General features: G+C 72.4%; 25 protein-coding genes. 6 read left to right on the top strand and 19 right to left on the bottom strand.

The genetic code is table 11. The features are described 5' to 3' along the window. Positions 1 to 200 precede the first annotated feature (200 nt). Complete coding sequence (locus ACYQ77_RS30300; RefSeq protein WP_459717147.1) at positions 201 to 1,505, top strand: acyl-CoA dehydrogenase family protein; 1,305 nt, start codon at positions 201 to 203, stop codon at positions 1,503 to 1,505. A gap of 54 nt (positions 1,506 to 1,559) precedes the next feature. On the opposite strand, the gene ACYQ77_RS30295 is transcribed toward ACYQ77_RS30300, so the two are convergent. From ACYQ77_RS30295 to ACYQ77_RS30270, 6 genes are all read right to left on the bottom strand, one after another. Further along, entirely contained in the window at positions 1,560 to 2,135 is a 576-nt protein-coding gene (locus tag ACYQ77_RS30295; protein ID WP_459717145.1) for a GAF domain-containing protein, read from the bottom strand. Beyond that, positions 2,132 to 2,740: a GTP-binding protein gene (locus tag ACYQ77_RS30290; RefSeq protein WP_459717143.1), complete on the bottom strand. Its 609-nt coding sequence runs from the start codon at positions 2,738 to 2,740 to the stop codon at positions 2,132 to 2,134. Before ACYQ77_RS30290 ends, ACYQ77_RS30295 begins: the two co-directional genes overlap by 4 nt. Then, the gene (locus tag ACYQ77_RS30285) at positions 2,718 to 3,029 is read right to left on the bottom strand and encodes a DUF742 domain-containing protein (protein WP_459717141.1); all 312 of its coding nucleotides are present in this window, start codon (positions 3,027 to 3,029) and stop codon (positions 2,718 to 2,720) included. The genes ACYQ77_RS30290 and ACYQ77_RS30285 overlap by 23 nt, the downstream gene beginning before the upstream one ends. Before the next feature lie 68 nt (positions 3,030 to 3,097). Next, the gene (locus ACYQ77_RS30280; RefSeq protein WP_459717139.1) at positions 3,098 to 3,514 is read right to left on the bottom strand and encodes a roadblock/LC7 domain-containing protein; all 417 of its coding nucleotides are present in this window, start codon (positions 3,512 to 3,514) and stop codon (positions 3,098 to 3,100) included. Continuing rightward, complete coding sequence (locus ACYQ77_RS30275; protein ID WP_459717138.1) at positions 3,499 to 5,235, bottom strand: sensor histidine kinase; 1,737 nt, start codon at positions 5,233 to 5,235, stop codon at positions 3,499 to 3,501. Before ACYQ77_RS30275 ends, ACYQ77_RS30280 begins: the two co-directional genes overlap by 16 nt. Positions 5,236 to 5,385: 150 nt before the next feature. Continuing rightward, positions 5,386 to 6,453, bottom strand: a complete 1,068-nt coding sequence (locus ACYQ77_RS30270; protein WP_459717136.1) for a J domain-containing protein — start codon at positions 6,451 to 6,453, stop codon at positions 5,386 to 5,388. A gap of 142 nt (positions 6,454 to 6,595) precedes the next feature. Here ACYQ77_RS30270 and ACYQ77_RS30265 point away from each other — a divergent pair, with 142 nt between their 5' ends. After that, positions 6,596 to 6,952, top strand: a complete 357-nt coding sequence (locus ACYQ77_RS30265) for a DUF427 domain-containing protein (RefSeq protein WP_459717135.1) — start codon at positions 6,596 to 6,598, stop codon at positions 6,950 to 6,952. Here the strand turns inward: ACYQ77_RS30265 and ACYQ77_RS30260 are convergent. After that, on the bottom strand, positions 6,939 to 7,745 hold the full coding sequence (locus ACYQ77_RS30260) for an alpha/beta fold hydrolase (protein ID WP_459717133.1): 807 nt from the start codon (positions 7,743 to 7,745) through the stop codon (positions 6,939 to 6,941). The genes ACYQ77_RS30265 and ACYQ77_RS30260 overlap by 14 nt on opposite strands. A gap of 27 nt (positions 7,746 to 7,772) precedes the next feature. Between ACYQ77_RS30260 and ACYQ77_RS30255 the strand changes: the two genes are divergently transcribed. Further along, a complete protein-coding gene (locus ACYQ77_RS30255) occupies positions 7,773 to 8,405 on the top strand; it encodes a DUF4230 domain-containing protein (RefSeq protein WP_459717132.1) in 633 nt (210 codons plus the stop codon). On the opposite strand, the gene ACYQ77_RS30250 is transcribed toward ACYQ77_RS30255, so the two are convergent. Further along, positions 8,402 to 9,622, bottom strand: coding sequence for a YncE family protein (locus ACYQ77_RS30250; protein WP_459717130.1), 1,221 nt, complete (start codon positions 9,620 to 9,622; stop codon positions 8,402 to 8,404). The genes ACYQ77_RS30255 and ACYQ77_RS30250 overlap by 4 nt on opposite strands. Before the next feature lie 129 nt (positions 9,623 to 9,751). Between ACYQ77_RS30250 and ACYQ77_RS30245 the strand changes: the two genes are divergently transcribed. Together ACYQ77_RS30245 and ACYQ77_RS30240 are read left to right on the top strand one after the other, a co-directional pair. Further along, positions 9,752 to 10,840, top strand: coding sequence for a PucR family transcriptional regulator (locus ACYQ77_RS30245; RefSeq protein WP_459717128.1), 1,089 nt, complete (start codon positions 9,752 to 9,754; stop codon positions 10,838 to 10,840). A gap of 96 nt (positions 10,841 to 10,936) precedes the next feature. Further along, positions 10,937 to 13,432: an FAD-dependent oxidoreductase gene (locus ACYQ77_RS30240; protein WP_459717127.1), complete on the top strand. Its 2,496-nt coding sequence runs from the start codon at positions 10,937 to 10,939 to the stop codon at positions 13,430 to 13,432. Positions 13,433 to 13,438: 6 nt separating this feature from the next. Here the strand turns inward: ACYQ77_RS30240 and ACYQ77_RS30235 are convergent, their stop codons facing one another. From ACYQ77_RS30235 to ACYQ77_RS30225, 3 genes are all read right to left on the bottom strand, one after another. Continuing rightward, positions 13,439 to 14,158, bottom strand: coding sequence for an SDR family oxidoreductase (locus ACYQ77_RS30235; RefSeq protein ID WP_459717125.1), 720 nt, complete (start codon positions 14,156 to 14,158; stop codon positions 13,439 to 13,441). Positions 14,159 to 14,230: 72 nt separating this feature from the next. Continuing rightward, on the bottom strand, positions 14,231 to 15,043 hold the full coding sequence (locus ACYQ77_RS30230; RefSeq protein ID WP_459717123.1) for a helix-turn-helix domain-containing protein: 813 nt from the start codon (positions 15,041 to 15,043) through the stop codon (positions 14,231 to 14,233). 297 nt (positions 15,044 to 15,340) lie between these two features. Then, complete coding sequence (locus ACYQ77_RS30225; protein ID WP_459717122.1) at positions 15,341 to 16,012, bottom strand: TetR/AcrR family transcriptional regulator; 672 nt, start codon at positions 16,010 to 16,012, stop codon at positions 15,341 to 15,343. Between the two features lie 88 nt (positions 16,013 to 16,100). Between ACYQ77_RS30225 and ACYQ77_RS30220 the strand changes: the two genes are divergently transcribed. Continuing rightward, positions 16,101 to 16,862, top strand: a complete 762-nt coding sequence (locus ACYQ77_RS30220) for a sigma-70 family RNA polymerase sigma factor (RefSeq protein ID WP_459717120.1) — start codon at positions 16,101 to 16,103, stop codon at positions 16,860 to 16,862. Here ACYQ77_RS30220 and ACYQ77_RS30215 read toward each other — a convergent pair. Genes ACYQ77_RS30215 through ACYQ77_RS30180 form a run of 8 tightly spaced genes read right to left on the bottom strand, consistent with a single transcriptional unit; the run spans position 16,853 to position 24,113 of the window. Then, positions 16,853 to 17,311: a MaoC family dehydratase gene (locus ACYQ77_RS30215; RefSeq protein ID WP_459717118.1), complete on the bottom strand. Its 459-nt coding sequence runs from the start codon at positions 17,309 to 17,311 to the stop codon at positions 16,853 to 16,855. The genes ACYQ77_RS30220 and ACYQ77_RS30215 overlap by 10 nt on opposite strands. Further along, a complete protein-coding gene (locus ACYQ77_RS30210; RefSeq protein WP_459717116.1) occupies positions 17,308 to 18,783 on the bottom strand; it encodes an acyl-CoA synthetase in 1,476 nt (491 codons plus the stop codon). Before ACYQ77_RS30210 ends, ACYQ77_RS30215 begins: the two co-directional genes overlap by 4 nt. Next, positions 18,776 to 19,654 carry an SDR family NAD(P)-dependent oxidoreductase gene (locus tag ACYQ77_RS30205; RefSeq protein WP_459717114.1) on the bottom strand — a complete coding sequence of 293 codons (879 nt, stop codon included), beginning with the start codon at positions 19,652 to 19,654 and terminating at the stop codon, positions 18,776 to 18,778. Before ACYQ77_RS30205 ends, ACYQ77_RS30210 begins: the two co-directional genes overlap by 8 nt. Before the next feature lie 17 nt (positions 19,655 to 19,671). Next, a complete protein-coding gene (locus ACYQ77_RS30200) occupies positions 19,672 to 20,955 on the bottom strand; it encodes a DUF6351 family protein (protein ID WP_459717113.1) in 1,284 nt (427 codons plus the stop codon). Then, a complete protein-coding gene (locus ACYQ77_RS30195) occupies positions 20,952 to 21,872 on the bottom strand; it encodes a branched-chain amino acid ABC transporter permease (RefSeq protein ID WP_459717111.1) in 921 nt (306 codons plus the stop codon). Before ACYQ77_RS30195 ends, ACYQ77_RS30200 begins: the two co-directional genes overlap by 4 nt. Next, positions 21,869 to 22,711 (bottom strand): branched-chain amino acid ABC transporter permease, encoded by an 843-nt coding sequence (locus ACYQ77_RS30190; RefSeq protein ID WP_459717109.1) that lies wholly within the window; start codon positions 22,709 to 22,711, stop codon positions 21,869 to 21,871. The genes ACYQ77_RS30195 and ACYQ77_RS30190 overlap by 4 nt, the downstream gene beginning before the upstream one ends. Continuing rightward, the gene (locus ACYQ77_RS30185) at positions 22,708 to 23,358 is read right to left on the bottom strand and encodes an ABC transporter ATP-binding protein (protein ID WP_459717107.1); all 651 of its coding nucleotides are present in this window, start codon (positions 23,356 to 23,358) and stop codon (positions 22,708 to 22,710) included. The genes ACYQ77_RS30190 and ACYQ77_RS30185 overlap by 4 nt, the downstream gene beginning before the upstream one ends. Beyond that, positions 23,355 to 24,113, bottom strand: a complete 759-nt coding sequence (locus tag ACYQ77_RS30180; protein ID WP_459717105.1) for an ABC transporter ATP-binding protein — start codon at positions 24,111 to 24,113, stop codon at positions 23,355 to 23,357. The genes ACYQ77_RS30185 and ACYQ77_RS30180 overlap by 4 nt, the downstream gene beginning before the upstream one ends.

The following is a 24,113-nucleotide window of genomic DNA, read 5'->3' as shown; positions in this document are numbered from 1 at the left end:
CCTGTTACGAAAGGGCGGCACGCGGTCTGTCCTTTGTGGATGATCACGGTCAGCGAGAACGATCACCGTTAGTAGTCGTGAGTTATTCTCGTCACCATTAAGGAGGTACCGCTCAAGTGTGATCAATGGCAAAGTTGTGCGGCGCACACAACCAACGGGGAGTTCGTGTTGATCTGTGACGAAACGTCGAGGGCCGTCCAGTGACCACCATCGCCACCCCTGCGACCAGCTACTTCACCACCCCGCAGCACGAGCGGTTGCGTGCGCAGGTCCGCGACTTCGCCGAGGTGAAGGTCGCGCCGCGCGTCGAGGACATGGAGGCGGCCAAGTCCGTCCACGTCGAGATGTCCCGCCTGATCGCCCAGCAGGGCTGGCTCGGCGTCACGATCGACCCCAGGTACGGGGGAATGGGTCTCGGGCACCTGGCGAAGACCATCATCATCGAGGAGTTGTCGCGGGTCAGCGGCGCGATGGGCGCCATGGTCCAGGCCTCCCAGCTGGGTGTCGCCAAGATCGTCCACTTCGGCAACGAGCAGCAGAAACGGCGCTGGCTGCCGATGATCAGCGACGGCCGCTGCATGCCGACGATCGCGGTGACGGAACCCGAGTCCGGCGGGCACGTGCTCGGCATGTCCGCTACCGCCGAACGGGTGGGAAACCACTATTTCCTCAACGGCAGAAAGGTGTTCGTCGGCAACAGCCACGTCGGCGACCTCCACGGTGTGGTGGTCCGCACCGGCCCGGGTTCCCGCGGCCTGTCCGCGTTCCTCGTGGAGTCGACGGCGCCCGGCCTGTCGCTCGGCAGGCACCAGCCGGCCATGGGGCTGCACGGGTTCAGCTTCGGCGAGCTCATCTTCGAGAACTGCCGCGTCCCCGCGGAGAACCTGCTCGGGTCGGAGGGGGACGGCCTGGCGGTCGCCTACTCCTCCAGTGTCCTGTATGGACGCCCGAACCTGACCGCGGTGTCGCTCGGCATCCACCGCGCGATCGTCGAGCAGACCGTCGAGTTCGCCACCGCGCAGACGCGTTACGGCAAGCCGCTGGCGGAACTCCCCACGGTCAAACAGAAACTGGGCCAGATGCAGTCCCAGCTGATGACCGCGCGGCTCGCCGCGTACCACGCCGCGCACCTGCTCGACGAGGGCCTGCCGTGCGACGCGGAACTGATCAGTGCGAAGCTGCTCAACGTCGAGTCCTCATTGGACAGTGCGAGGACGGCGATGGAGGTGCACGCCGCGTACGGGCTCTACCCCGGCAGCAACATCGAGCGCTTCCTGCGCGACGCCAACCACATCTACGCGCCTGCCGGCACGTCGGACATCCAGCGGATCCGGCTCGCGGAGGTCGCGCTCGGCACCTACCGCGAGCAGTGGTCGGCACGGTTCTCCGCCCAGCTCCGCGCGAGCAGCGGCCTGCTCAACCGGGTCGCCCGCGCCGCGGACGAACCCGTCGTCCACGAACCGCATGACGACGACACGACGCCGTCGCGGTGGTGGCGCAGGTGAAGCCACCCCGGGCACCTTCGGATTGAAACGTTCCGGAGGTGCCCGTCAGCACCGTCAGTGGCCGAGCTGCTCGCGGCGGTGGATCATCTCGACGACCTCGGCCGCCATCGACTTGATCATCTCGAGGCCGGGCCTGCCCCAGTTGCTCTCCTCCGTGTTCACCACGCAGATCGTGCCCAGCGCGGTGCCGGTGCGGTCGATCAGCGGCGCGCCCATGTAGGCACGCACCCCGATCGAGTTCACCACCGGGTTGACCGCGAACCTCGGGTACGCGCACACGTCGTCGAGCACCAGCGCCTTGCGCCGCACCACCACGTGCGGGCAGTAGCCGTGCTCCCGGGACATCGTGCGGCCCGGCGCGGCGTGCGACGCGGACGACGCCGCCTCGAGCGCGTCGGCCTTCGCGCTGTCCGGGCCGTACAGCCCGGCGAAGTACTGCTCCTCGTCCCCGACGAAGTTGACCATCGCGTACGGGGCGTTCGCGGCCGCGGCGAGGCGGGCGGCGAACTGGTCGAACTCCGCGTCCGGCCGGGTGCCGAGACCGAGCTGTGCCAGCCGCGCGAGGCGCTGCGGGATGTCCGGGTCGTGGGGCGCCTTCAGCAGCCGGGTGTCGAGGATGTCGTGGTTCAACGTGGACTCCGCATCATCGGGGGTGTGGCGGCGGCGCGCGACGTCGCCAGGACGGTCTCGAGCAGGGTGATCAACGCGAGGCTCGCCGAACGCGTGTTGCGCGCGTCGCAGCGGACGAGCGGGACGTGGGGTTTCAACGCGAGCGCCGTGCGGACGTCCGCGTCCTCGTAGCGGTAGGCGCCGTCGAACTCGTTGAGCGCCACCAGGAAGCGGATGTCGCGCCGTTCGAAGAACTCGATGGCGCCGAAGCAGTCGGCGAGCCTGCGGGTGTCGGCGAGCACCACCGCGCCGACCGCGCCGAGGGACAGCTCGTCCCACATGAACCAGAAGCGGTCCTGGCCCGGCGTGCCGAACAGGTACAGCACGAGGTTCTGGTCGCGAAAGGACAGCCGGCCGAAGTCCATGGCCACTGTCGTGGTCGCCTTGCTCTCCACGCCGGTGACGCTGTCGACCGACGCGCTCGCCGCCGTCAGCGTCTCCTCGGTGGTGAGCGGCTCGATCTCGCTGACCGCGCCGACGAACGTCGTCTTGCCGACGCCGAAGCCGCCCGCCACGAGGATCTTCACCTGGTTGGGGAACAGCTCAGACGAACCGTCGGAGGCCATCGATCACCGCCTCCAGAATCGCCGGGTCGTTGGCATAGGTATCGCGCGGGGCGAACTTCGCGATCACCGCGCCCAGCTCGATCAGGTCGGAGAGCACGACCTTGGTCACGGTGACCGGCCGCTGCAGCAGGGCCGCGATCTCCGCGACCGACGTGGGGGACTCGCACAGCTCCAGTGCTTTCGAGTGCTCGACACCCAGCCTGCTCTTCCCGACCATGCCCCGGCCGGTCGCCCGCACCAGTGACATCAGGTCGAGCGGTGTGCTCGGCTGGGTCCTTCCGTTGGTCATCGCGTACGGCCGTACGCCGAACAAGCCGGGGTCCTCCGTGGCAGTCGTCTCGTCCGGACCGCTCATGGTCAACGCGTTCCATTGCCCTGGTGCGCGACGTGGTGGCGCGACGGCGTCGTCAGCACCGCGGGCACCTGGGTGCACAGGCGCTGCATCTCGTAGCTGAGGATGCCCGCGTCGACGTCGCGGGCGGCGAGCACGGCCAGCACGCTGCCCGCGCTCGCGGCCGTCACGAACAGGATGATCTCGTTGAGCTCGGTGATCACCTGCCGGACGCCGTCCGAGCCGTCCTCGGAGAACTTCTTGCCGACCTGGTTGGCCAGCGAACACATGCTGCTGGCGAGCGCGGCGAGCCGGTCCGCGCCGTCGATGTCGAGCCCGTACCAGTACTTCGGGATGCCGTCCACCGACAGCAACAGCGCGCTGTGCGTGTCGGGTACCGCCTCAACCAGCCGGCGGAGCAGCCAGTTCAGGTCGTCGGCCATGTTGTGGAGTCTCCTCTGTTCGTCGCTTCTCGGTTCTGCTCCGCGAGCCAGTGGTCCCGGCCCGCCTGGACGGTCTTCATGAGGTTGGTGTTGTGGCCGGGCACCGGCTTGGTCAGCTGCGGTGGCTCGAGCAGCTCCTCGCGCAGGTGGCTGCCCTTGCGCTGCGGCAGCGGCGGCGGCTGCTCACCGGCGACGACGCCGGGGTCGGCGAGCTTGGCCGCGTCCTCCGCGGAGATCCCGCCGCTGCCACCGGCACGCAGGTCGTCGTAGGACCGGCCGGGCGAGCGCACGGGCAGCGGCGGCAGGTCGCGCTCGGGCTTGTCCTCGGTGACGGTCTCCGCGACCGTCTCCGCCGGTGCCGGGCGTGCCTGTTGTGGACGGATGGGCCCGAGGCCCGGCGCCGCGACGGCGGCGGTGGGCACGGGGAGCGGTGCGGGCACGACGGTCGGGGCCTGCTGTGCCGGGGCGGCCGGAGCGGGCCGCGGCGTCGGCGACGGTTTCTGCACCGGCTTCTGCACCGGCGTCAGCGACGGCGACGAGGCCGTCGCGTCCACGGGCTCGCGCCGGGCCGGGGCGCGGTGGCGGGCGTCGGAGGCGGGCTCCGGCTCGCTCAGCAGCTGCGGCGGGATGACCACGGCGGCCGCGATGCCGCCGAAGATGTTCGACTGCAGGCGCACGCGGATGTCGTGGCGGCGCGCCAGCTCGCGGACCACGGCGAGGCCGATGCGGCCGTCGGTGAGCAGCTCCGAGATGTCGATGCGGGTCGAGCCGTCCAGCAGGTGGTTGATCCGCTCCAGGTCCTCGTAGCTCATGCCGAGGCCGCGGTCCTGCACCTCGATCGCGAGGCCCGCGGTCACCTTCTGCGCGCGGACCTCGACCTTCGGGCCGTCCGGCGAGGTGAAGCGGGTCGCGTTCTCCAGCAGCTCGGCGAGCAGGTGGATGATCTCGGCGACGGCGTGGCCGTGGATCTCCACGTCCTCGACCGGCACGATCGCGATCTGCCGGTAGTGCTCGGCCTCGGACACCGCGGCGAGCAGCACCGAGTACACGCTGACCGGCCTGGTGGAGCGGCGCTGCGGCGCCTCGCCGCCCAGCACGGCCAGGTTCTCGCCCTGCCGCCTGGCCAGCGTGAACAGGTGGTCGATCTCGTAGAGGCCGTTGAGGAGCTCCGGGTCCTCGTTCTCCTGCTCCAGCTCGTCGATCCGCTTGATGGCGCGGTTGATGAGGGACTGCAGGCGGCGCGCCAGCTTGACGAACACCTCGCGGCGCTGCCCCGGGTCGTCGCCGACCACGACGTGCCCCTCGCCGGGCCGGCCCCACAGCGGTGCGGGCTCCGGCGCGCGGGTGACCACCTCGACGACCCGCTGCTCCGGCTTCTGCGCGGTCGGCAGCGCCGGTGGCGCGGCCGGGATCGGCGCCCGTGGCTGGACCGGCCTGCGGGCCAGCGGCGTGATCTGCCGCGTGGCCGACATCGCGGCGAGGACGGCGACGAGCACCGCGACCACGCAGCCGGCGACCACGCTGACCGAGACGGTGAGCGCGCTGCCGCCGCCGGTCGCGAGCACCAGCACGCCCGCGCCGCCGCCGAGGACGACGGCGGTGAGGAGGAACAACCCGATGTGCAGGAGTCTGGCCTGCAGCCGTTCGATGCCGTCGGCGTAGGCGGCCTGCATGTCGTTCTCGACCCTGATTCCCCACGGTGGGGTAGGCGTCTCGGACATCGGGTCCTTCCTGTGCGAGGGGAGGCGAACGCGAACCGGCGCGCGCCGGGCCGGAAAGCGCAGCAGACTCTACCGCAAACGGACTAGCGAACTTTGGCCCTGTGCGGGGAATTCCGCGTTACCACCCCCGGTTCGCGACAACGTCGCTGATCAGCCGGGCGACACGACCTGGCGCAGCAGCGTGGCGAACATCTCGCGATCCACAGTGGACGGATCGGCGGCGAGCCACCCGCCGATCTCGGCGACGAACCGCTCCGGTGTGTGCCCGATGCCGTCGCCGACGGTGATCGTTCCTGCTCGGCTGGGGTAGATCAGCAGTGCGCCACGGATTTCCGCGTCGGGCAACAACGCGCGGTACGCGGCGAGCCGGTCGGGCAGGTTCACCGTGCCGCCGCGGAACGGGTGCCCGTTGCGCAGCACGGCGCCGGACGCGTCGACGTCGTAGTGCCCCGGCAGCCACGACTTCGACTCGACGAGCACGAGCCGGTGCCCGCACAGCACCGCGTGGTGGAGGTCGGCGAACACCGAACCCTCCTCGGCGGCGAGTCCGTGGCAGACGCGGACACCCGGGATGCGGGTCAGGTACCGCGCGAGCAGTTCCGCCGTCAGGCGTTCGGCGACCTCGTCGTCCTCCTGGCCCGGCGACCCGAACACCTTGCGGTCGCCGAACTCCGCGGTGAACTCCTTGTCCACGCGCAGCGCCGCGAGGTTCCGCCGTCCACATTCGACGGTCGCTGCGCCCCCGACCAGCAGGAACAAGATCAACAGCCAGAGCGGTGCGCCGAGGAGACCCATTGCTAGCACAACGAAAGCGGTCGCGCCAGCCGCCATCAGGGTGACCGTCCTGCTGGGACCGCTCGTCGGCTCGAGCACCACCTGCCGTTCCCGGCGCACCTCGTCCCACCACGGGATGTCGCCGGGCTCGATGACCGGCAACGCGGGCACGTGCCGGGACACCGGCCGGGGTCTGCGCGTGCGCGCGGGCGGCGGCTCCGGCTCGTACGGCTCGTCCTCGTCGCCGCGGTCGTAGTCGGCACGCCGCTCGGGATCGGTGAGGGTGTCGTAGGCCTCGCGCAGCAGCCGGAACGCGCCCGCGGTGCCCCCGGTGTCGGGGTGCATGGCCTTCGCGAGCGCCCGGTACGCGGACCTGATCTCCGACGACGACGCGTCGCGCGTCACGCCGAGCAGTTCGTAGTAGTCGATCCCGCGCACCAACACCGCCGTTCGTCACGTCCCCGCGCGGCACAAGGTTAAGGCCAGCGCACGGCGGGCGGGCACGCGGTGGCCGCGCGTCACCGCATCGGTGGACCCCGGGAACAACTCGCGCCCGCCGGGACTTGAGGTAGGTATGCCCCGTGAGATGAAGACGCCAGGCCCGGACCACCCGATCACCGTCGAGAAGAACCCGGCACGGGTCACCGTCCGGGTCGGTGACCAGGTCGTCGCCGACACCACCGCCGCCCTGGTGCTCCAGGAGTCGAACTACCCGCCCGTGCAGTACATCCCCCTGGCGGACGTCGACCCGGCCCTCATCAAGCCGACCGACACCAGCACCTACTGCCCGTACAAGGGCGAGGCGTCGTACTACACGCTGGTCACGCCGGACGGCGAGCTGGCGGACGCCATCTGGACCTACCGCACCCCGTACCCCGCGGTCGCCGGGATCGCCGACCACGTGGCCTTCTACCCGGACAAGGTGGAGATCACCCAGAGTTGAGCCGCAACCACGCCAGCACCTGCTGAGCGTGGTCGAGCACCGAGATGTGCCCTGCCCCCGGCACGAGCCGCAGCTCCGCGCCGGGGATGTGCCGTGCCAGCCATTCGCCGTGGGCCGCGGGGATCAGGCGGTCGTCCGCGCCGTGCACCACCAGCGTCTTCGCGGTGATGGTGGCCGGGTCGAAGCCCCACGGGCGGACGTAGGCGAGGTCGTCGTCGACCGGTGCCGACGGGTCGCCCGCCAGTGCCGGGCGCACGACCTCGCCGAGCCACGACCACGTGCCCGCCAGAGCCGCCCAGTCGGCCGCCGTGAAGTCCGGGTCGCCGCCCTCGACCGCCTCGCGCGCGGCCCGGCCCGCCGCCGCGGCGCGCAGGGTCGCCGCGCTGGTCGGGCCCATGCCCGCGAACCAGTCGAGGCCGGGCGCGTCGAACGGGGCCATCGACGAGATCGACGCGACCGCGCGCACCCGGTCCGGCAGCAGCGCGGCGCACGCGAGCGCGTGCGCGCCACCACCCGAATGGCCCAGCAGGGCGAAGGTCCCGACGCCGAGCGCGTCCGCGACCGCCGCGGTGTCCGCCGCCGTGGACGCGATGTCGCGGTCCGGAGCAGCCGACGATCCGCCGTACCGGGGCCGGTCGTACGACACCCAGCGCAACCCTGGTTCGAAGAGGGGCTCAGGGGGTAGCCCCGTGTTGGGTGTTCCGTGGTGCCAGAAGACGACGAGGTCGCCCTGCCCGGTGTCGTACGTGTGCAGCGTCCGCCCGTCGGGAACGCGCAGGTCGGTTTCGATCACGACAGGCACCCTAGACGGGAGGTCGTCGTGCCGGACAGTCCATTGTGGAAGGTCGGCCGGGTGGTCCTGGTCGTGGTCGTGGTGGTGGCCGCGTTGATGTGGCTGGTCGCCCAGGTGCCCTCGCTGAACCCCTTCACGACCGAGACGAAGGACCGCACCGGGCCCGCGATGCTCCAGTCGGTCCGCGACCTGAGCCAGTACCACGCGGCCGAGGGCGACTTCCAGGTCGTCGTCGACGTCGAGCACGACGTGGCCTGGGTGCCGGACTTCATCGCCGGGAACCGCGCGCTGTTCGTCGCGCGCGGTTCGGTCAGCGCGTACGTCGACCTCGGCACGCTGTCGGAGAAGGCGCTGACGGTCGACGAGGAGCGCAAGACCGTCGAGGTCCGGCTGCCCGACCCGAAGCTCGCCAAGCCGAACATCGACCAGGAGCACACCTACCTGTACTCGCAGGACCGCGGCGCGTTCGACCGGATCAAGTCGCTGTTCGAGGAGTCCGACCAGCGCGAGCTGTACGTCCTCGCCGAGAAGCGGATCGGCGACGCGGCCAAGGAAGCCGGCCTGACCGCGCGCGCCGAACGCAACACCCGGCAGATGCTGTCGGGCATGTTCACGTCACTGGGTTACAAGGCGTCCTTCCCGGACGCGGACGCCGCCTAGGCCGTCCCGGTCCAGCCGGCCGGGACGTGCCCGAGGCGCACGCGCTGCGGGTGGTCGCCCACCGGCACCGACGCGATCTTCCTGCCGGTCGCGAAGTCGATCGACGTGACGCGGTCCGCGCCGCTCTCGGAGATCACGCACGCGCGGCCGTCGCCGGACACGGTCGCCCAGTACGGCTTCGACGCCGTCACCAGCGGGCCCTCGGCCAGCGTCGCCCGGTCCACGACGGTCGCGTAGTCGTCCATGGTCCCGGCCACGCACAGCTTCGTGCCCGACGGGTTCATCGACAGGCCGTGGTGGCGCGAGTCGTTGATCCACGTGGTGCGGTCCTCGCTGGTCGCGGGGTTCTTCGGCAGCGTCTTGTCGCGCGTGATCCGGTCGGTCGCCACGTCGTACTCGAGGAACCCGTGGTAGAACGACACCTGGAAGTACAGCTTCGACCCGTCCGGGGAGAACACGGCTGGGCGCACGGCGTCGGACAGGTCGCGGCGGCCGAACGCGTCCAGCCGCTGCCGCATGTCGATCACCTTGACCTGCGCGAACGTGGTCGCGTCGGCGACGGTGATGCGACGGTCGCCCTTCGTCCAGTCCAGCGCCGGGTCGTCGAGCGCGGTGTTGACCTCGCCGATGGACATGTTCCACACGTACCGGCCACCGCCGGTGAACACGTTCTCGTGCGGCTTGTCGCCGGTGCGGAACGAACCGAGCTGCCTGCCGGTCACGATGTCCAGCACGTGCACGGTGTTCGACGTCGACGCGGACACGGCGACCTTGGTGCCGTCGGGGGAGACGGCCATGTGGTCGGCGCGGAAGCCGGACACCGGGAAGCGCCAGTTCACGCCGCCGTCGGCGAGGTCGATGGACACGACGTCGGCGAAGCTGGGCCGCGACACGACGACCGCGGACCCGTCGGGCGTGGTGTACATGTCGTCGACGAACTGGTCGTGGCCCTCGCCGACGGTCTCCCGGATGCCGAGGAAGTAGGCGAGCTTGACCGGGTTGAGGTAGATCTCGCGCAGCCGCTCGTCCTTGTCCGGCACGACGTCGATCCGGCCGATCCTGGTGAGGTCGGGGGTCGAGGCCACGACGTCGGCCGTGCCCTCCCAGTTGTTGCCGACGAGCAGCACCTCCCGCAGCGGATCCGCGGGGGCGGTGGGTGCGAACGCGGTGATCGACACGGCGGCGAGCGCCGCCGCGAGCAGGGGACGCCACGACATCGGAGCCTCCGGGCAGGGGAGTGTTACCGTTCGGTAGCTCTCAGCAAACCAGCGGGCCGCGCGGCCGCGGTAGGCGGCGACCGCCAACGCGCACCACGCCGGTTGTGGTTCGCGCACAAGGCGGTGCAGATGGACGCACTCGGGGTCGTGCTGAAGTCCCTCGCGGCCGATCCGGCGCTCGTCGACGAGGTGGTCGCCGCGGCCCGCGAGGCGTCGCCCGAGGTCGCGCGCCTGCCGGAGGCCGAGAACCGCCGCCACATCGCGGTCGTGGTCGCCGCCGCCATCGCCGCGGTCGAGGACCCGGCAGAACCCGCCGACGAGGTCTTCGCGGCGGCCGAGGCGCTGGGCGCGGACCGCGCCGCGCAGGGCATCCCACTCGAGGCGCTGCTGCGGGGCGTGCACGCGGGCCGGACCCGTGCCGTGGACATCGCGGTCGCCCAGGCGAACGCGGCCGGCGTCCCACCGCAGGTGATGCTCGAGGCGCTCGTGCGGTTCAGCCGGTACGCGGGTGCGCTGGAGCGGCACGTGATCAGCGGCCACCACCGCGCGGAGCTCACCGCCCGCGACGCGCACACCCACGTGCTGCGCAGGCTCCTGCACGGCGCGGACCTCGCCGACGAGGAGATCGCGCGGGCGGGCCTGCGCCCGGACGGGCGGTACCACTGCGTGCTGACCGATGTCGCCGACCCGGTCCGCGCGAGGACGCTCGAACGTCGGCTGGCCGCGTCCGGCGGCGTCTTCGGCCTGGTGGAAGGACGGCTGGCGGGCCTGTCGGTGCGGGCGCCTGCACTGGCGGACGTGCCGGACCTCGTGGTCGTCGCGCCCCCGGCCCCGCTCGGCGAGGTGCGGTCGCGGTACGACCTGTGCCTGACGGCGGTCACGGCCGTGCCCGGGTTGCGCGGGGTGCGCCAGCTGACCGACCTCGCGGGCGAGACCGCGCTCGCCGCGCAACCGTTGCTGGCCGAGCTGCTGGCGTCGGCGTACCTCGGCGCGCTCGACCGCGCCGATCCGTTCCACCGCCAGCTCGTGGGCACCGGGATCGCGTACCTCGACCACGGGCAGCGCCTCGACCAGACCGCCGAGGCGCTGCACGTGCACCCCAACACGGTCCGGTACCGGCTGGGCAAACTCGCCGAGCTGACCGGCGCCCGCCCGGCGCCGACCACGGTCCCGGAGACCCTGCGCTGGTGGTGGGCGCTGCACACCTGGTTGAGCTGACGCTTCGCTCCCGCAACTTTTGTTGATACTGAACGTACTTTCGTTGTTACGTTGCGAAAGGCTGCGTGCCCGGCGAAGGCGGCGGAAGGCGGATCCATGGACCTCGAAATCTCCCGGCGAACGGCGATCGCGGGGGCCGGTGCGGCGGCGGTCCTCCTCTCCGCCACCGGCACGGCGGAAGCGGGCCCGAGGGCCCCCGGCCTGCAGTACTACTACCCCGTCTCGCCCGCGCCGGGGGAGATCCGCACCGACGTCTGCGTGCACGGCGGCACCTCCGCCGGTGTCACCGCCGCCGTGCGGGCCGCGCGGCACGGGCGGTCCGTCGCGCTCGTCGTCTTCGGGCGGCACCTCGGCGGGCTCACCTCCTCCGGTCTCGGCGCCACCGACTCCGGGCGCATCGAGGCCATCGGCGGCCTGTCCCGCGAGTTCTACCGCCGCGTCGGCGCGCACTACGGCAAGCCGGAGGCCTTCGGCTTCGAACCGCACGTGGCGGAGGCCGTGTTCGACGCCTGGGTCGCCGAGGCGGGCGTCCAGGTCTTCCGCGAGCACCGGCTGTCCTCAGTGGACATGGCCGGTGGCCGGATCACCGCACTGCGCACCGAGAACGGCAAGGTGTTCCGCGCGGCGGTCTACATCGACGCCTCCTACGAGGGCGACCTCATGGCGAAGGCGGGCGTCACCTACACGGTCGGCCGCGAGGGCAACGCCGTCCACGGCGAGACCCTCAACGGCGTCCAGGTCCGTTCCGGGCACCAGTTCCAGCGCGCCGTCGACCCCTACCGCACGCCGGGCGACCCCACGAGCGGTCTCCTGCCGGGTGTCCAGGGCGACCCCGTCGGCAACACCGGCGCGGGCGATCAGCGCATCCAGGCCTACAACTTCCGCGTCTGCCTCACCAAAGCGGCCGACCGGCGGCCGTTCCCGCGGCCACCCGGCTACGACCCGGCCCGCTACGAGCTCCTGCGCCGCTACATCGCCGCCGGGGTGTGGGACGCGCTGCGCCTCAACACCCCCATGCCCAACGGGAAGACCGACCTCAACAACAACGGCGCCGTCAGCACCGACAACATCGGCCGCAACCACCGCTGGCCCGAGGCCGGCTACCTGGAACGTGAGCGGATCTTCCAGGACCACGTCACCTACCAGCAGGGTCTCCTGCACTACCTGGCGAACGACCCCGCCGTGCCCGCGGCGATCCGGGCCGAGGTGAGCGCGTGGGGGCTGCCCGCCGACGAGTTCGCGGAGACCGGCGGCTGGCCGCACGAGCTGTACATCCGCGAGGGCCGCCGCATGGTCGCCGACTACGTGGTCACCGAGCACGACTGCCGCTGGGCTCGCACCGCGCCGGACCCCGTCGGCCTCGCCTCGTACACGATGGACTCGCACAACTGCGCCCGCGTCGTGATCAACGGCGTGGCCCGCAACGAGGGCGACGTGCAGGTCGCGCCCGCGGGCCCGTACGGGATCTCCTACCGCGCGATCGTGCCGCGCCGCGGTGAGTGCGCGAACCTCGTGGTGCCGGTGGCGCTCTCGGCGTCGCACATCGCGTTCGGGTCGGCACGCATGGAGCCGGTGTTCATGCTGCTCGGCCACGCCGCCGCCAGTGCCGCGCACCTCGCGCTCGCCGACGGGCGGGCCGTGCAGGACGTCGACTACCCGGCGCTGCGACGCGCGCTGCTCGCCGACGGCATGGTGCTGACCTGGCCGCCGAACCAGGGTCCGGTCACGCTCGACGCACCCGGCGCGCCCGCGGCGGGCACGCCGTTCGCGGTCGCCGCGACGGTCGCGAACCGGGAGGGCGTCGCGGTGTCCTCGGTGGCGTTGCGGTTGACCGCCCCTCCCGGCTGGACCGTCACGCCGGGCGAGCGGACCACGCCGTCGCTCGCCGCGGGCGCCACGTTCGCGGCGGACTGGACGGTCACCGCCGTTCCGCCCGCGCAACTGCTCGAACCGGGGCGGCTCGCCGCCACCGCCAGGTACACAGTGGACGGTCAGGCGGTCTCCTTCGAGCAGGCGAGGACGGTCACGGTCGCCGAGCCGGTGGTCGCGCCGCTGCGGACCGCCGCGACCACCGAGGCGTACTTCGGGCAACGCGGCGACCAGCTCGCGGTCCTCACCGGCGGGCGCGACATGTGGACCGGCGTCGACGAGTACGGCGCGATCTTCCGGCCGGACGTCGCCGCGACGGCCGCGTCGGTGACCCTGGTCGCGCAGGCCGCGACCGACCCGAGCGCCCGTGCCGGCCTGGTGTTCCGCAACGACCTCGGCACCCGCTCCACCGGGTACGTCGCGCTGGTCGCCAAGCCCGCCAACGGTTTCCTGCTCCTGTGGGACGCCGACGAGGACGGCACGCTCGACGCCGTGGCCCGGCTGGAGCTGAACCCGACCCCGTACCCGGCGCGACTGCGGCTCACCCGCCAGGGCACCACGTTCACCGGCGACGTGAGCACCGACGGCGGCGCCACCTGGCGGCGCGTGGGCACCGCGACCGTCCCGTCCGCGGCTGCGGCACCGGACGTGGGGGTCGTGGCCTGTGCGCACTCGACCACCCTGGGCCGCGCGCTGTTCAGCGGCCTCGACATCGTGGTCTGACCGCGTTCACCGCTGCCGGGCCGGGCGGATCACCAGCTCGTTCACGTCCACGTCCGCGGGCTGGTCGATGGCGTACGCGATGGCGTCGGCGATCGCGGACGGAGGGATGGTCTCCGCGCGGTAGGTGCGCATCATCTCCTGCGCGCCCGCCTCGGTGATCGTGTCCGCCAGCTCCGACTCGACCACGCCCGGCGAGACGGTCGTGACCCGGATGCTCGGGTCCGCCTCCTGGCGCAGGCCCTCGGTGATGGCCCACGCGGCGTACTTCGTCGCGCAGTACACCGCGCCCGTCGGCACCACCTGGTGCGCGCCGATCGACGCGACCGTCACGAAGTGGCCGCTGCGCTGGCGCTGGAATTGCGGCAGTGCGGCGGCGATGCCGTGCAGCAGGCCGCGCACGTTCACGTCGATCATGCGGTCCCACTCGTCGACGAGCAGCGAGTCCAGCCGGGACAACGGCATGACGCCCGCGTTGTTCACGACGACGTCCACCCGCCCGTGCCGGGCCACGGCCCCCTCGGTGAACGCGGCGACGTCCGCGCGGTCGGTGACGTCGAGGCGGACGGCCTCCACGGACCCGCCGCCGGCGCGGATCTTGCCCGCCAGCTCGGCGAGCCGCTCCTCGCGGCGCGCGCCGATGACCACGTGGTGCCCGTCGGCGGCCAGCCGCAGCGCGGTGGCCTGACCGATGCCGCTCGAAGCGCCGGTGACGAGGACGATCTTCATGTCGGTTCTCCTTGATCAGGGCAGGGTTCAGCGCGCCACGTGCGCGCACGCGGCGTCCGGATCGGACGGGGGTTACGCGGTCAGGCTGCCCAGCAGGGCGAGCGCCGCCGCGGACGGGCTGCCGGGTTCGGCCTGATAGACGACCAGCTGCTGACCGGGTGCGCCGTTGACGGTGAGCGCCTCGTACGACAGCGTCAGCTCACCGACGAGCGGGTGCCGGAACCGCTTGGTCTCGTTCTTCTTCTGCCGGATGTCGTGACGCGCCCACAGCCTGCGGAAGTCCGCGCTCTTGACCGACAGCTCGCCGACGGTCTCGATCAGCCGCGGGTCGTCCTGGTCGAGGCCGGCCGCGGCACGCAGCCCGCCGACGGTGTTGACGGCGACGCGCTCCCACTCGGGGTAGAAGTCACGCGCGCCGGGGTCGAGGAACACCAGCCGCACCAGGTCGTCGCTGTGTGTGTGACCGGCGAACAGGGCGTGGCCGAGGTCGTTGGCCGCCAGCACCTCGAGGCACCGGCCCAGCACGACGGCCGGTGTGGTCGTCCACGTGGCCATCATGCTCGTCAGCACCGGGCTGACCTGCTCCCGCCGCCTGCGCCGGGCCGTCGGCCTAGGGCGGGGCCGGGCCAGCTCGTGCAGGTAGGCGGTGGCGTCCTCGTCCAGGGCCAGCGCCTGCGCGAGCGCGGCCACCACCTGCGCCGACGGGTGCCGTTCCCGGCCCTGCTCGAGGCGCACGTAGTAGTCGCCGCTCACGCCGGCGAGCATGGCGACCTCCTCGCGGCGCAGGCCGCTGACCCGGCGCCGCCCGCCCGGCTCGAGGTCGACGTCCTCGGGCCGCACCAGCTCGCGCCGCGCCCGCAGGAACGCACCGATCGCGTTGTCCACGTCATCGAGGCTAGCGCCGGGACCAGCGAGAACGGTGGCCCTGCCACACCCACCCACAATCTGCCCGCGAACAGGTTTGACCTCCCCCACGCGGGGGAAATACGCCGCCGGTGACCCGATCATCGCGTCACGATCGCCGTCGCGGCGACTGGCACCGGTGAGGGGTCCGAAATGGAGGGACAAGTCATGCCGCAGCAGACGGTGACCGAGGAGTTCGACACGCCCATCTTCGACGCGCTCGCGGCCGAGTTCGGCTTCGAGTGGGACGAGGAGACCGAGGCAGACGGCTGACCGGCGTCAGGGGCTGAACTTCAGGTCCGGCGTGGCCAGCGGCGCGTCGGGTGCGAGCACCACGCCGTTCTCCCGCAGCAGGTCGTCGAGGATCCGCCACACCCACCGCGCCAGCACCGCCGACAGCTCGGCCTCGTCCATGTCCCTCGGGTTGTCGAGCCAGCGCGCCGTGCTCGCGTCGACCATGCCGACCATGGCGAACGCGACCGTCTCCCCGATCCGCGCGTCGATGCCGAACAGCGTCAGGTAGTGCTCGAACAGCAGCGTCAGGTGCTTGCCGATGGTGGTCTTGACGTCGGCCATCGCGTTCCGCACGTTCAGGTAGCGGTACAGGTTGTTGCGCTCCGACAGGAACCGGATGTGCGAGCCGACCGCTTTGTCGATCATCTGCATCGGCGTCCCGGACAGGTCCCACAGCGGCGCCAGCTCGGTGGTGATCAGCGCCACCGCACGCTCCGCGATCGCGTTGTGCAGGTCGGTCGCGTCGGCGAAGTGCTTGTAGACCTGCGTGCGCGCAACGCCCGCGGCCTCCGCGATCAGCTCGGTCGTCACGTCGGGGCCGTGCTCGGCGATCGCCTCCAGCGCCGCGTCGACGAACGCGTTGCGGCGGCGCTCCCGCTGACCGGCCCACCGCGCCGCCCGGCCATCGCGGGGACGACCGCTTGGTGAGGACGTCACACGGCGACCTTAGCGCGTTCCGATTACCGGTACATCCCCGTACCGGGTACAATGGTGTACCCCGTATCTTCAGGGTGGGGGAGTGCCCATGTCATCCGACGGTGACGCACCGATATCCGACGAGCCGTTGATCGCCGCCGTCCGCCGTGGCGAGGTCGACGCCTACGCGCAGCTGTACCGCAAGCACGAGGAACCGGCCCGCCGCACCGCGCAGCTCTGCGCGGGCGACCACGCCGACCAGCAGGACCTGGTCGCCGAGGCGTTCGTGCGGGTGCTCGTCGCGATCCTCGGCGGCGGCGGACCGCGCGACGACCTGCGGCCCTACCTGCTGGTCGCCATCCGCAACCTCGCGTCGAGCCACTGGCAGCGCGAACGCCGCGTCGACCGCTACGGCGCCGGCGCCGAGGCCGCCGCGGACGCCGAGGTGACGCCGTGCGACCAGATCGTGGTCGGGCGGTGGCGGGAACGCGTGCTGTGGGAGGCGTTCCGCGAGCTGCCGCCGCGGTGGCGGGCCGTCCTGTGGCACATGGAGGTCAACGGCGCGCACCCGAGCGACCTGGCGCCGACGCTCGGCCTCTCACCCAACGGGGTGTCGGCCCTCGCGGTGCGTGCCCGCGAGGGGCTGCGCAAGGCGTTCCTGCAGGCGCAGGTGCCCGAGGCGAGCGACCCGCGCTGCCAGGCGGCGCGCGAGCGGATGGGGCCGTGGCTGCGCGCCGGTCTCGAGGCGAGGAAGGTCACCGCCCTCACCCGCCACCTCGCCGGCTGCGCCGCCTGCCGCGCGGTCGCGGCGGAGCTGGCCGAGGCGAACCGCGAGCTGCGATCACCGACCGGTGTGCGGCATCAGGCGTAGTACCGGTACAGGGCGCGTGCCACGACCGCGGGCTTCTCGCTGCCGGCGACCTCGACCGTGAAGTCCACCGCGGTCTGCACGGCGTCCTCGGTCAGCCGGTCCACCGCGGCGACGGCGGCGGTCAGCCGGACCTTGCCGCCGACCGGGACGGGCGCGGGGAAGCGGACCCTGTCGAGCCCGTAGTTCACCCGCGTGCGGACGCCGCGCAGGTCCAGCAGGCCGGTCCACAGTGGAATGATCAGCGACAGCGTCAGGTAGCCGTGCGCGATCGTGCCGCCGAACGGGCCGTCCGCGGCCCGGACCGGGTCGGTGTGGATCCACTGGTGGTCGCCGGTCGCGTCGGCGAACGTGTGCACCTGGTCCTGGGTCACCTCGTGCCACTCCGTCGGGCCGAGCGTGGTGCCCGCGAGCGCCGCCAGTTCGTCGAGGCCGTGCACGGTGGTGGTCATGGCCGCTCCCCGTAGGTCGTGCGCAGCGCGCTCTTCAGCAGCTTCCCGGACGCCGTGCGCGGCAGGTCGTCGGCGAAGACCACCGACTTCGGGATCTTGTACCGGGCGATGCGGCCGTCGAGGAACGCGAGCAGGTCCGCCGGTTCGACCTCGTCGCGGGCCACCACGATCGCGCGGCCGACCTCGCCCCAGCGCTCGTCCGGCACGCCGATCACCGCGCAGTCCCGCACCGACGGGTGCCGGTGCAACGCGTCCTCGACCTCGGCCGGGTAGATGTTCTCGCCACCCGAGATGATCACGTCCTTGACGCGGTCGCGGATGTAGAGGAAGCCGTCCTCGTCGGACACCGCGATGTCGCCGGTGCGCAGCCAGCCGTCGGGCGACAGCACGGCGGCGGTCTCGGCTGGTTTGCCCCAGTAGCCGGCCATCACGTTCGGCCCGTGCAGCACCACCTCGCCGGGGACACCCGGTGGCACGTCCGCGCCGTCCGCGTCGAGGACCCGCACGTCGGTGAAGAAGCACGGGGTGCCCGCCGAGCCGACCTTGCCGGTGCTCTCCGCCGCGCGCAGGAACAACGCGCTCGGCGACGACTCGGTGAGGCCGTAGCCCTGCAGGAACACCAGACCCCGCTGCTGGTAGGTGGTGATCACGCTTTCCGGCACCGGCGCGCCACCGCAGATCAGCGTGCGCACCGAGGAGAGGTCCGCGTCCGTCCACCCTGGACTGTCCGCCACCGCCTGGAACATCGCGGGGACACCGAACAGGTACGTCACGCGCCTGCGGGCGATCGTCTCGAGCGTGCGCGCCGGGTCGAAGGAGTCCAGGACCACGGTGCCGCCCTTGAGGAACGTCGGCAGCACCGTCTGGTTGAGCGCCGCCACGTGGAACATCGGCGCGTTCACGAGCGTCACCTCGTCGTGCGCGATGTCCACGTCGATGAGCACGTTCACCGTGTTCCAGTGGATGTTGGCGTGGGAGAGCGCGGCGCCCTTCGGGCTGCCGGTCGTGCCGGACGTGTACATGATCAGCGCGACGTCGTCGGGCGCCACCACTTCGTCGACGGGGGTGGCGGGCGCGGCCGTGACCCGGTCCTCGTACGCGGCCGGGTCGAGCACGTGCGGCACGCCGGCCATCAGCGTGTGGCCGGTCGCCCGCACGAGCACGGAGACGCCGCAGTCGGTGAGGATGTAGTCCAGCTCCGGGCCCACCAGCCGGGTGTTGAGCGGTACGAAGATCGCGCCCAGCATGGCGGTGCCGAACATGGTCTCGAGGAACCGCGGCTCGTTCGGGCCCAGGTAGGCGACCCGGTCACCGCTGCCGACGCCGAGTGCCGCCAGCGCGTGGGCCACCCGCGTCGCCCGCTCGGCGAGTTCGCGGTACGTCAGCTCCCGGCCGCCGTGCACCGCGGCGACCCGGTCCGGCGACATCCGCGTCCGTCGCGCGGGCCACGACCCGATGCCCTGGTCACGCATTCGTCGTCCTTCTCATGGCTGCTCCCCAGATCGCCGCGATGTCGTCGGCGGGCCAGCCGCCGTCGCGGTAGGCGACTGTAGCCTCCTCGGGGTGGGTCCAGAGCGAGAGTTTGTCGCCGCCGACGCCGATCGCCTGGCCGGTCACGTCGCCGGAGCCGGCTGAGGCGAGGAAGACGACCAGGCCCGCGGCGTCGTCCGGCACCCCGAACCCCTCGCCGGTGCGCAGCCACGCGGGCAGCGGTGTGCCGTCCCGTTGCCAGGCCTCGACGTGCGGGGCGAACGCGGGGATGGTCGCGGTCATGGCGGTGGCGGCCACCGGGATCACCGCGTTGACCGTGATGTTCGCGCGGGCGCACTCCATGGCCCAGGTGCGGGCCATGCCCACGATGCCCGCCTTGGCGGCGGAGTAGTTGGTCTGGCCGACGTTCCCGCGTTGCCCGGCGGGCGAGCCGACGACGATGACCCTGCCGCCGTCGCCCTGGTCCCGCATGCGCCGCACCGCGGCGCGTACGCACGTGAAGGTGCCGCGCAGGTGCACGTCCACGACGGTGTCGAACTCGTCGTCGGACATGCGCCAGAGCATGCGGTCCCGCAGCACGCCCGCGTTGGTGACCAGCACGTCGAGGCGGCCGAACTCCGCCACCGCGCGTGCGACGAGCTTGTCCGCGGTCGAGGCGGGCCCGACGGGGCCGGGCTCGGCCACCGCCTTGCCGCCCGAGCCCGCGATCTGGGCCACCGCACCGGCGGCCGCCGAGGTGTCGGCGTCGTTGACCACCACCGCCGCGCCCGCGTTCGCCAGCGCCGACGCGTAGGCGAAGCCGAGCCCGCGCCCGGCGCCGGTGACGATCGCTACCCGTCCGGTCAGGTCCACGGTGTCTCCTCCTCGCACTATCGGTTCTCGAACGGTCGCGGGTACGGCGCGGGGCGGTACCGCAGGTAGGCGTGGTCACCGGCCGGGTCCAGCCGCTCAGCGGCCGCGTTCAGCGCCGCGGGGCCCGTGTCCGGCCAGTGGCCCGACACCGCGCGCCGCTCGACCGCCCGCAGCGCGGCCAGGATCTCCCCGGCGGTGAACGCGCAGTGCCCGGCCCGGTCCACGAAAGCCTGCCGCAGCAGGCGGTTCCGCCCCTCGGCGTGCACCGCCTCCGCGTACGCCCGTTCCACCTGCACCGGCACCAGGGCGTCCCCGGTCGTGTGGATCGTGAGCAGCGGGGTCGCCGGGCGGCCGGTGAAGGTCAGGTTCCGCTGGACGTACCGCACCGCGGACGGCGTCGCCGAGATCCGGGGCGCCCGGTTCAGCAGTCCGATGTCGTCGGCGAGGGAGAGCCCGGCCTGCTCGTACATGGCGATCACCTCGTCCCGGAACGCCGACCGCGCGAACATCCGCGCGTAGTCGACCCCCGTGTTCCACGACGGGTTCCCGCCCGCCCACGTCTCAGCCTCCTGCCGCCACGACAGTCCCACGTAGACGGTGCCGCGCAGTGCCTGGTACACCGGCTCGTAGCCCGCCGTCCACGGCAGGTTGTGCAGGGACGCCGCCAGCGCCGTCCGTGCCCGGCCCTGTGCGGTGGCCTGGGCGGCCGCCATCCCGGCGGTCAGCGCGCCGACGGACGCCAGGGCCGTCGCCTGGTCGGGGAGGTTCACCAGCGGGACCGACGGGTCGCCGAAGAACGTCCGCACCGCGAACACCGCGTCCAGCGTGTTGTTCCAGTTCGCGACGCCGCCCTGTTCGAGGCCGCACATGGCGAGCGCGCCCGCGAACCGGTGGCCGTGCCGTTCCGCCAGCCCGGTGGTGATCATGCCGCCCAGCGACGTGCCCCACGCGATCGTGCGCGCCGGCCTGCCGAACCGGTGCACGAAGGTGTCCAACGTGGACAGCTGGTCGGGCAGGGCGTGTTCGAGCACCCAGCCCGTCTCCGCGTACGACGAGCCGATCAACGCGTAGCCCCGCGACAGCAGCGCGGACCGCAGCGCGTCGTCCGGCGCGTTCTGCGCGGGGTTCGGGCTGCCGTCCGGGGTGTAGCCGTGGCTGTACAGCAGCACCGTGCGGTTCCAATCGGCCGGCACGTCCATCACGTACGTCGCGCCGCTCGGCAGCCGACCCTCCACATGGGACGGTGCGGCGACGGGCGACAGCAGACCGGCCACCAGCGTGGCCGCGAGCAGGGTCTTCACGTCCGCTCCTTCCTGCGCAGCGCGGGCACGATCCCGCGCGGCAACCACAGCACGACGACCACCAGCAGCAGCCCGTACACCGCGTACGACAGGACACTCGGCGCGTAGCTCGGCATGCCGGGGCTCGTGCCCAGCTCGTTCAGCACCTGCACCAGCAGCACGATCGCGACCGCGCCGACGACCCCGCCGGCGAGCGTGCCGAGACCGCCGACCACCGCCATCACCACGTACTCGACCGACAGCAGCACCGGGAACGAACCCGGCCCGAGGTACCCCAGGTAGAACGCGTAGATCCCGCCCGCCAGCCCGGCGAACGCGGCCGACAGCGTGAACACCGCCAGCCGGTACCGCCCGACCGGCACCCCGCTCGCCGCCGCCGCGACCTCCGACGTCGCCAGCGCGCGCAGCCCGCGGCCCGGCCGCGACCGCACCAGGTTGTGCGCCACCAGGAGCACGAGCGCCAGCCCGGTCCACGTCACGTACGCGTACTGGACGCCGTCGCCGTCCAGCAGCTGCGGGATGCCCTGCAGGCCGATCGCGCCACCGGCCCACGTGGACTGCGCGAGCACGGACAACAGGATCAGCTGCATGGCGAGCGTGGCGAACGCCAGGTAGTGCCCGCGCAGCCGCAGCACGCCGACGCCGACCGCCGCGGCGAACGCGGCGGCCACCACCGGCGCGGCGAGGAGGCCGAGCACCGGCGGGGTGCCGTGCACGCTCAGCAGCCCGGCCGTGTACGCGCCGATCGCGGAGAACGACGCCTGTCCCAGGGAGATCTGCCCGGCCTGCCCCATGAGCAGCGACAACCCGACGGTCACCATGGCGGCCAGCCCGGCGAGGACGTAGACGCCGATCTGCTCGTCGTCGAGGAAGACCGGCAGCGCGAGCGTGACAAGAGCCGCGATCAGGACCTTCATGCCGGCTCCTCCACCGGACGGCGGGCCGCGCGCCAGACCATCACGGCGATCATCAGCCCCAGCGCCACGTCCGTCTGGTGCGCCGCGTTGCCGTAGCCCGCGACCAGCGCCTGCGTGACCCCCAGCAGGAGTCCGCCCGCCAGCGTCACCGCGGGTCTGGTGAGCCCGCCGAGGATCGCGGCGGCGAACCCGTTCACGATCAGCGTGACGTCCGCGTCGAACGTGATCTGCTGGACCGGCGTCACCAGCACGCCGGCCAGTCCGCCCAGCGCGCCGCCGATGGTGAACGCGAGCAGGCCCATGCGCCGCACGTCGATCCCGACCACCCGCGCCGCGTACGGGTTCGACGCGCACGCGGTCAGCGCCTTGCCGGTGCCGGTGCGCGTGAAGAACAACGCCATGCCGGCGAACACCGGCAGCGTGACGCCGATGACCAGCAGGTAGTGGGTCTGCACGCGGGCGTCGCCGATCGCCACCGCGCCCGGCAGGCCAGCGAACGAGCGCGGCTGGTCGCCCCACACGAGCACCTCGACCGCGTACGCGAACACCGACAGCCCGAGCGTGACGATCAGCGCCGACCGCGGATCGGTAGCCAGCGCGACCATTCCCACCAGCAGCCCCACGAGTGCCGCGACCGCGACCGCGGCGAGTTCCGCCAGGCCGTGGGGGAGCGCGGTCAGGAACGACGCCGCGCACATCGCGCCCACGACCGCGAACGCGCCCTGCGCGAAGTTCACCACGCGCGTCACCCGGTACACGGCGACGAGCCCGCTGCCGACGAGCGCGTACCCGCAGCCGGTGCCGAGCCCGGTGACGAGGTAGGCGGGGAGGTCGTTCACGCCGGGCCTCCCAGGTAGGCGGCCGCGACCCCGGCCGCCAGCTCGTCCGACGGACCTGCCGCGACGATCCGGCCCGCCTCCAGCACGTACGCACGCGTGCACAACTCCAGCGCCAGCCGCGCGTTCTGCTCGATCAGCAGCACCGCGAGGCCCCGGGTCTCGTTCAGCTCCCGCAGGTGCCGCACCAGGTCCGCCACCACGAGCGGGGCGAGACCGAGGGACAGCTCGTCGACCGCGAGCACGTCCGGGCGGCTCATCAGCGCACGGCCGACCGCCACCATCTGCTGTTCGCCGCCGGACAGCGTGCCCGCGCGGCGGTGCCGCAGCTCGGCGAGGCGCGGCAGGATCGCGTGCACGGGACCGGTGTCGCGTTGCTTGTAGCGCCGTCCGCCGAGGCGCAGGTTGTCCTCGACGGTGAGGTCGCCGAACACCTGCCTGCCCTCCGGCACGTGCGCGAGCCGCCCGCGCACGGTGACCGTGCCCGCCGCGGGCTTGAGGATGCCGGAGAGCGTGTTGACCACTGTGGACTTCCCGGCGCCGTTCGGGCCGACCAGCGCGACCATCTCGCCCGCGCCGACGGTGAGGCTGACCCGGTCCAGCGCGGTGGCGGGCCCGTAGCGGACGACGAGATCGTGGATGTCGATCATGCCGGTGTCCCCAGGTACGCGGCCACGACCCGGTCGTCGGCACGGATCTGCGCGGGCGTGCCCTCGGCGATCACCTGCCCGAGGTCGAGCACGGTCACCCGGTCGGCGAGCCGGGTCACGAACGCGACGTCGTGCTCGACCAGCAGCATCGTGATCCCCTCGGTGCGCAGCTCGGCCAGCAGGTCCGCGAGCCGCGCCCGTTCCGGTGCGCGCAGCCCGGAGGCGGGTTCGTCGAGCAGCAGCAGCTTCGGCCGCCCGCACAGTGCGCGTGCCACCTGCACCACCCGCTGCTGGCCGAGCGGCAGCGCACCGGCGTCGCGGTCCGCCCAGTCCGCGAGTCCCGTCCTGGCAAGGCATTCAAGCGCCCGCGCGCGGATCTCCCGTTCCTCGCGGCGGTGCCGGGGCAGCCGGGTGATCGCGGCGCCGAACCCGGCGCGGGTGCCCGCGTGCGCGCCGACCATCACGTTCTCCAGCACGGTCATGCCGGTGAACACGCGTGCGCCCTGGAACACGACGGCGATCCCGGCTGCGGCCCTGCGGTGCGGCGGCAGCCGGTCGATGGTGGTCCCGTCGTAGACCACGGTGCCCTGATCGGCGCGCAGCTGTCCGCCGATCAGGTTGAACAGGGTGGACTTGCCCGCGCCGTTCGGTCCGATGACGGCCCGCAGTTCGCCGTGCGCGACCTCGAGGTCGACGTCGCGCACGGCGAACACCCCGTCGAACGAGCGGCGGAGCCCGTTCGCCCGCAGGATCAC

The organism is Actinophytocola sp. KF-1 (assembly GCF_054661535.1).
The sequence above is the reverse complement of the archived record's forward strand: the minus strand, read 5'-3'. Positions and strand labels throughout refer to the sequence as shown.